General features: G+C 42.8%; 10 protein-coding genes. 8 read left to right on the top strand and 2 right to left on the bottom strand.

From position 1 onward, the window contains the following. Both CXF78_RS06460 and CXF78_RS06455 read left to right on the top strand, forming a co-directional pair. Positions 1–259 (top strand): cytochrome c oxidase assembly protein (locus CXF78_RS06460; RefSeq protein ID WP_180957067.1); only part of this gene is annotated, 259 nt, incomplete at its 5' end. Beyond that, positions 256–1,131 (top strand): cytochrome c oxidase subunit 3, encoded by an 876-nt coding sequence (locus CXF78_RS06455; protein WP_102036310.1) that lies wholly within the window; start codon positions 256–258, stop codon positions 1,129–1,131. The genes CXF78_RS06460 and CXF78_RS06455, both read left to right, overlap by 4 nt. Positions 1,132–1,147: 16 nt before the next feature. On the opposite strand, the gene CXF78_RS06450 is transcribed toward CXF78_RS06455, so the two are convergent. Beyond that, positions 1,148–1,366 (bottom strand): DUF2909 domain-containing protein, encoded by a 219-nt coding sequence (locus tag CXF78_RS06450; RefSeq protein WP_041412724.1) that lies wholly within the window; start codon positions 1,364–1,366, stop codon positions 1,148–1,150. Here CXF78_RS06450 and CXF78_RS06445 point away from each other — a divergent pair. Genes CXF78_RS06445 through CXF78_RS06425 form a run of 5 tightly spaced genes read left to right on the top strand, consistent with a single transcriptional unit; the run spans position 1,314 to position 5,297 of the window. Further along, positions 1,314–2,141 carry an SURF1 family protein gene (locus tag CXF78_RS06445; protein ID WP_102036309.1) on the top strand — a complete coding sequence of 276 codons (828 nt, stop codon included), beginning with the start codon at positions 1,314–1,316 and terminating at the stop codon, positions 2,139–2,141. The genes CXF78_RS06450 and CXF78_RS06445 overlap by 53 nt on opposite strands. A gap of 57 nt (positions 2,142–2,198) precedes the next feature. After that, a complete protein-coding gene (locus CXF78_RS06440) occupies positions 2,199–2,750 on the top strand; it encodes a hypothetical protein (protein WP_011635742.1) in 552 nt (183 codons plus the stop codon). Continuing rightward, on the top strand, positions 2,750–3,730 hold the full coding sequence (locus tag CXF78_RS06435; protein ID WP_102036308.1) for a COX15/CtaA family protein: 981 nt from the start codon (positions 2,750–2,752) through the stop codon (positions 3,728–3,730). Before CXF78_RS06440 ends, CXF78_RS06435 begins: the two co-directional genes overlap by 1 nt. 13 nt (positions 3,731–3,743) lie before the next feature. Next, entirely contained in the window at positions 3,744–4,655 is a 912-nt protein-coding gene (gene cyoE / locus CXF78_RS06430) for a heme o synthase (RefSeq protein ID WP_102036307.1), read from the top strand. A gap of 27 nt (positions 4,656–4,682) precedes the next feature. Beyond that, the gene (locus tag CXF78_RS06425) at positions 4,683–5,297 is read left to right on the top strand and encodes an SCO family protein (protein WP_102036306.1); all 615 of its coding nucleotides are present in this window, start codon (positions 4,683–4,685) and stop codon (positions 5,295–5,297) included. Between the two features lie 18 nt (positions 5,298–5,315). Here the strand turns inward: CXF78_RS06425 and CXF78_RS06420 are convergent, their stop codons facing one another. Next, positions 5,316–6,374, bottom strand: coding sequence for a polysaccharide deacetylase family protein (locus CXF78_RS06420; RefSeq protein WP_059745877.1), 1,059 nt, complete (start codon positions 6,372–6,374; stop codon positions 5,316–5,318). A gap of 14 nt (positions 6,375–6,388) precedes the next feature. Here CXF78_RS06420 and CXF78_RS06415 point away from each other — a divergent pair. Next, positions 6,389–6,943, top strand: a 555-nt coding sequence (locus CXF78_RS06415) for an MATE family efflux transporter (RefSeq protein WP_257984857.1), incomplete at its 3' end; no start/stop codon positions are given.

Below are 6,943 nucleotides of genomic sequence, written 5' to 3'. Positions count from 1 at the left end.
AAACCTGTCGACACGTGACACTGTAGGCCAAGCAATTCCTTCAGTATCACCAGGCCAAGGTGCGGCATACTTTAATAAAACGGAATGTTTTTGCTTTAATCAACAACCTTTGGCTGCAGCAGCAACAGCAGAACTGCCACTGATTTTTTACGTGGACCCTGATTTACCAGCGTCCATTAACACATTGACTCTCTCTTATACCCTTTACGACATCACCGATAGACAGACGATAGTCATAGAGCAAGGAGCATCAAAATGACAACAAAGTATCAAACTTATTATGTGCCAGCCCAAAGTGCTTGGCCAATAATCGGTGCTATAGGTTTATTTTTAATTGCGTTTGGCGCGGGTAATTATGTACAACAATTAACCACTGAAAAAACCTCTGGCGGTTACATTTTAATAACTGGCTTGGCCGTCATTATCTTTATGATTTTTGGTTGGTTTAAGACCGTTATTGATGAATCAATGGCTGGACTGTATTCACCGCAAATGGATCGTTCATTTAGACAGGGAATGAGTTGGTTTATTTTTTCAGAGATTATGTTTTTTGGGGCATTTTTCGGCGCGCTATTTTATGCCCGCATGATTTCAGTACCTTGGCTTGGTGGCGCATCTAACAATGCCATGACCCATGAAGTGTTATGGCCTGCATTTGAAGCTATGTGGCCATTGGTTAAAACACCTGATGGCACTGCAACTGAAGCTATGCCATGGACGGGATTACCATTAATTAACACCATTATATTGCTAACATCGTCAGTTACTTTGCACTTTGCTCATACCAACCTTGAAAAAGCCAATCGTAAGCCCTTGATAATCTGGTTAGCGTTAACGGTAATTTTGGGGATTGCGTTTCTCTGTTTGCAGGTTGAAGAATATAGCCATGCTTACCAAGAAATGGGGTTAATGCTCTCTTCTGGTGTCTACGGCAACACCTTCTTTTTGTTAACCGGTTTTCACGGCATGCACGTCACTATCGGTACCCTGTTCTTGATTATTTTATTACTCAGAATTGTGAAGGGTCACTTTACGCCCGACAAGCATTTCGCTTTTCAAGCGGGGAGTTGGTATTGGCACTTCGTTGATGTGGTGTGGTTATGCTTATTCATTTTCGTATACGTACTATAAAACAACGTATTAACGACTAATAAGGTCTGGGGTTAGGTTGAATGTAACCAAGCCCCAAAGCCACCAGCAATACCATTATAACGACAACAGAAAACAATACGCGCCGGCCGAGAAAACGACTCATGGATTGTTGATGCTCGCCCTTAACCATAATAAATAAGGCCCTACCTAAGTTAAATAATATGAATACAAGCAACGAGACTAAAACTAACTTAACGATGAAAGGTGTTGTCACAGGCAATCCTTTTAAAAGTGTGGGTGTGTCTCGAGTGTTATTCGTAATCATTACTTTGGTCGTGTTTAGCTTGTTGGTCAAGTTAGGATTATGGCAGTTATCACGAGCAACCTTTAAACAAGAGTGGCAAAGCACCCTACTTCAGCGTCAACAGCAACAAGCTGTCACTTATGAGGAAATGTTGGCAATAGTTGAATTGTCAGAAACCTCAACAAACTCACAACCGGAGACGAGATTACTCACGGGTTACCGTCTATCTATCTCCGCCAAACCAGTTAATAACATGATGCTGCTATTAGACAATCAAGTGTATCAAGGCCAAGTGGGATATTTAGCGTATCAAATTTTTGAAATAACCCCTGAACAACCTTGGATATTGGTCGAGCTAGGCTTTGTACCTGCAAACAAGGACCGCCGAATTTTACCCGAACTCACCCCGTTAAAAACAAATTACTACACACTGGTTGGCCGAGTTTATCAAAAACAACCCAACCCATTAAGTGACCGACTCGATGCAGAGCAATTAGCAGATGCTCATGCTCCAGTACGTTTTCAAAATATCAATATACCCGCACTCACTGACATGCTTGGCCACACGCTGACGTCTGTGGTGCTGCAACCCGACAATGTTCCAAATTATCACCTGCCTCAACCTTGGATACCCATTCCATTGTCGGCACAGAAACATCAAGGGTATGCCTTGCAATGGTTCACTATGGCAGCAGTATTTTTAGGACTAATGAGTTGGATAGCATTTCGACAATTTCGACGCTAAGCATCGTCGTTCATAATTAACTTAACAATAATATCAAAATGATAAAGAGGAGATGGAATGAACTCCCTACCGAAAAAAAGTAATAAAGCACTACTGGTCTTACTGCTGGTATTTATTTTACCGGTTGCCTTAGCCAAATTAGTGTTAAGCCTAGAGCTGTATAACGGAGCGGCAACCAACAAAGGTGCATTAATCGCTCCCGACATAAACTACGCTAACTTAGCCATGGAGAATCCTAAACCTCATGCATGGCAAGTACTGTTTTTTTTACCCGAAACCTGCAATGAGCAATGCCAGGAACGGCTGTATATTTTACACCAGAGCTATATTGCCCTCGGCAAAGATAGGGATCGTGTTACCCCAATCATTGTAGTAAACAGCCACAGTGACACCAAAATCCTCAAGCAATTAAATATCTCTTTTGACCAAGCAAATGCCAATGACGCACTTGCTGCACTATTGACCAATCAACAGCTTATTATTGTCGACCCTCTAGGTAGCTTAGTCATGCAATATGACAACGTAATAGGTCACGACGCCAATATTGCTCAAGGCAAAGCCATGATTGCCGATTTGCGCAAAATGCTTAAGTTGTCGAGGGTTGGCTAATGGCAATACAGCGATTAATCAAATTCACATTAGTGTTTACCTTGGCAGTTATTCTAATGGGCGCCTATACACGTCTGTCTGATGCTGGATTAGGTTGTCCTGACTGGCCGGGCTGTTACGGCCATCTAGCGGTGCCGAGTGCAAGCCATGATTTAGCCAACATTGAAAGTCGATTTCCTGATGCTCAAATTGAGCCAGAAAAAGCTTGGCTTGAAATGATCCATCGCTATATCGCTGGTACTTTAGGGTTAATGGTTTTAGCCATTCTGATTATGTGCCTTAAACAGCCGCAAGCACCCAAAAAACTGCCCGTATTTATTGCGGTACTCATTGTGTTTCAAGCCGCATTGGGAATGTGGACTGTCACCATGAAATTAATGCCTGTTGTCGTTATGGCGCATCTTATAGGCGGTTTTAGTTTATTAGCATTGTTACTGCTGTTATATCTGCGGCTTAAACCATTAAGGATCCCCGGAGGTGATACCTATGCGCGTAAGCTCATTCCGTTAGCATTAGCCAGTTTGGGTGTATTAGTCATTCAAATTATACTTGGTGGCTGGACCTCATCAAATTACGCAGCGCTTGCCTGTACCACCTTGCCCATCTGTGAAGGCAATTGGGTCGATAACTTACGTTTTGCCGATGCTTTTTCACCATTTCAAGGCGATCACCCCAGTTTTGAATTTGGCGTTTTAGACTATGCCACTCGCATGACCATTCATGTCAGTCACCGAATTTGGGCTGTGGTAACCGCCATAACCCTAATCGTACTCGCACTAAAATTACGCTATGCACAATCACACATAATGCGTAACAGTGGTTACTTATTACTGTTACTCGTCATCGCTCAAGTCGGACTGGGTATAAGTAATGTGGTGATGAATTTACCTTTAGGCATCGCGGTATCACACAATGGAGGCGCAGCCTTATTGCTGCTTACCTTAGTCTTTATTAATTACGCCTTGTGGCGTAAAGCATAAGTGAGGATCAACCATGACAAAACCTCTTACTATTAGTCAGGTTCAACCTAAGATAACTCTACAATGGCGCGCCTATTTTGAAATGACCAAACCCAAAGTCGTAGCACTTATGTTGCTTACGGTATTGGTCGGCATGTGTTTATCTGTGCCTGGCATTGTACCGTTACAACCTTTGGTTGCGGGAATGGCTGGTATTGCGATGATGGCAGGCTCTGCGGCGGCGTTTAATCACTTAATTGATCGTAAAATAGATGGTTTGATGGCTCGAACTTATAATCGTCCGCTGCCTAAAGGTAAAATCTCCACCACTAAAGCGGTAACCTTTGCGGTGTCGCTTGGAGCACTCGGCTTTGTGGTGTTATATACCTTAGTAAATCCTCTCACTGCTTGGTTAACCTTTGCCAGTTTGATTGGTTATGCCTTGGTGTATACAGCCTACCTTAAGCGGGCGACCTCACAAAACATTGTCATTGGTGGCTTAGCCGGCGCTATGCCGCCATTATTAGGCTGGACCGCAATAACCAATGAACTGCATGGTTACGCTCTGCTACTGGTTATTATTATCTTCACTTGGACTCCACCGCATTTTTGGGCATTAGCCATTCATCGTCGTAAAGAATATGCCAAGGTCGATATTCCAATGCTACCAGTTACACACGGGGTCGAATTTACCAAAACCTGTATTTTGCTTTACACCATTCTATTAGCCATAGCCTGCCTACTACCCGTTTTAGTCGGCATGTGTGGTCCAATATATTTGGTGGGTTCAACGGTACTCAGTTGTGGTTTTATTTATAAAGCGTGGCAGTTAAAGTTTCATGACTATCCAGAACTGTCTATGCAAGTATTTAAATTCTCGATTTATCATTTAATGGTGTTGTTTATTGTATTATTAGTTGACCATTACTTTTGGGTAAATGCTTAAATTAGAAAGGAAAATATATTGAAAATAATGATAGCGGTAGGGCTAATGTTATTAGCCCTAGTGGGTGGTGTCGTTTATCAACAGACGCAAACAGAGCCTATGCCATTGGCGACCAGTTATGTATTTGAGCAGCAGCGCCCATTAGCACCATTTACATTAGCAGACCAATACGGCAATGCGTTTACTAACCAAACGGTGCAAGGTAAATGGAGTTTGTTCTTTATTGGTTACACCGCTTGCCCAGATGTATGCCCTACCACTCTGAACAAACTTGCAGCGGCTTATCCACAACTGCAAAAAATAGCCAGCAATGTACAAGTGGTGTTTGTGTCAGCAGACCCCAAACGCGACACTCAAGCTAAACGTTTAGATTACATAAATTTTTTCAATAAAGACTTTAAAGCGGTCAGCGCAGAACACACCGACTTATTTCCGTTTAGTCGTGACTTAGGCTTTGTGTATGCCATGGTGGGAGAGGACAGTGATTACCAAGTAGACCATAGCGCATCGTATGTGTTGGTTTCGCCAAGAGGGGAAAAAATAGCAGTATTTAAACCCAAACCACAACCTGGGCAGCTCGCACAAATTCTTAATGCTGAGCTAATTTCTGACTTTAGCCAAATCGTTCAATCTTGGCATTAGTGATTCACGCTACTGTCGTTATTCTTCGAGCCACTGACCATTATCTTGCGGGCGGATCCACGCTTGTGAGAACCAATAATAGCCCGTTTTAGTTTTGCTGGGTGCTGTACAGTTATAACGTGAACGCCCTGGAGCTAAATCTGATGATGCTTGAATCGATAAGCGATTTTCACTTAACCAAATAGGTTTCTTCGGTCCTTGGCCTTGAATAAAGCACATCACTTGATGTGGGTAAATATCCTGCGTATCAAGAGTTAACTCCAATTTAGGTCGCCACTTACCTGATACCAATAATGGATCGCTGATGTTCTGCTTAATCACCGGCATCGGTAAACTGGAAAACTTAACCGTTAAACTCGCTAAATCAGCATAAGCATTGGCAACCGGAAAGCGCGGTAATGCCGTTAGTGAAGCATATTCCCCTGCGGCACCAGATTGCTGACCAAAGCCAACAAAGCCCTGTTTCGCCAAAATTGCTTCTAATTTGTTAGTGTATTCACCATACGGGTAGGCAAACATTTTTACACTTTGGCCAGTACGTTTTAATATTTCAGCTTCTGTCGATAAGATATTATCTTCGACACGGGCTTGCCATTGGGCTTGGGTTTCTTTGCCTTGACGACGAATTAAATGTTCGTGTCCCCAACTGTGGTTGGCAATCGTCACGCCTTGATCGGATAAGGCAGTAATGTCTTCCCAACTCATCATGCCCTTGAAACCGGCATCGATGGGGGCAACAGAAATAAACACAGTGTACGGAAATTGATGTGAGGCTAGAATGGGCGCAGCATTGTTGATAATGCTGTCATAACCGTCATCGAAAGTAATCACAATACGTCTATCGGCTATTGGCGTGTTATGCTTTATTGAATCAACAGCTTCAGCTAATGAAATCACAGTAAAATCATTATCAGCCAAGTACTGCATCTGTTCAGCAAACTGACTTGGCGTGACACTTGTGCTTTTCGGGGTATCGTCCGACACGTGGTGATATTGTAAAATGACCACTGCATTGGCATCAAAATGCAATACACTCAAGCTGAACACCGCCAACAATAAAGCTATTTTTTTAACCATGATTATCCATACCTATGTCAATTAGCGCATTACTATTAAACCGCCAAAAAAATCGTCAATTATTGGCTTTAGCGACACCAATGATACTGTCGAATATCACTATTCCGCTATTAGGATTAGTTGATACTGCGGTGATTGGTCATCTTGGACAAGCTTACTATCTTGGTGGCGTAGCGCTAGGCAGTACCATTATCACCTTGATGATTTGGTTACTGGGCTTTTTACGCATGTCCACCACCGGGCTGGTCGCACAAGCCTACGGTGCTAATGATACCTCAACTCAACAACAATTACTGATACAAGGTTGCAGCCTAGCATTAACGTTAGGAATAGCTTGTGTAATATTACACTCTCCCATACTCGATTTAGCATTAAGCCTGAGTGATGCCAGCGAACAAGTAATGTTCTACTGCCGCCAATACGTCGAAATTCGAATTTGGTCACTGCCTTTTGCCCTTATCAACTTAGTGTTATTAGGCTGGTTACTCGGACGCCAGGCGCCAAAAGCTGCTATGTGGCAATTAATTATCGCTAACAGCGCTAATATTATTCTCGATATTGTGTTTGTC

Source organism: Shewanella sp. 11B5, from assembly GCF_002836795.1.
Classification (GTDB): Bacteria; Pseudomonadota; Gammaproteobacteria; order Enterobacterales; family Shewanellaceae; genus Shewanella; species Shewanella frigidimarina.
This window is presented reverse-complemented; position numbering and strand designations above follow the sequence as displayed.

Excerpts from the sequence above, each read along its gene's own strand:
- CXF78_RS06445 (WP_102036309.1), top strand. The coding sequence starts at position 1,314 with ATGAATACAAGCAACGAGACTAAAACTAACTTAACGATGAAAGGTGTT.
- CXF78_RS06435 (WP_102036308.1), top strand. The coding sequence starts at position 2,750 with ATGGCAATACAGCGATTAATCAAATTCACATTAGTGTTTACCTTGGCA.
- cyoE (WP_102036307.1), top strand. The coding sequence starts at position 3,744 with ATGACAAAACCTCTTACTATTAGTCAGGTTCAACCTAAGATAACTCTA.
- CXF78_RS06440 (WP_011635742.1), top strand. The coding sequence starts at position 2,199 with ATGAACTCCCTACCGAAAAAAAGTAATAAAGCACTACTGGTCTTACTG.
- CXF78_RS06420 (WP_059745877.1), bottom strand. The coding sequence starts at position 6,374 with ATGGTTAAAAAAATAGCTTTATTGTTGGCGGTGTTCAGCTTGAGTGTA.
- CXF78_RS06425 (WP_102036306.1), top strand. The coding sequence starts at position 4,683 with ATGATAGCGGTAGGGCTAATGTTATTAGCCCTAGTGGGTGGTGTCGTT.
- CXF78_RS06455 (WP_102036310.1), top strand. The coding sequence starts at position 256 with ATGACAACAAAGTATCAAACTTATTATGTGCCAGCCCAAAGTGCTTGG.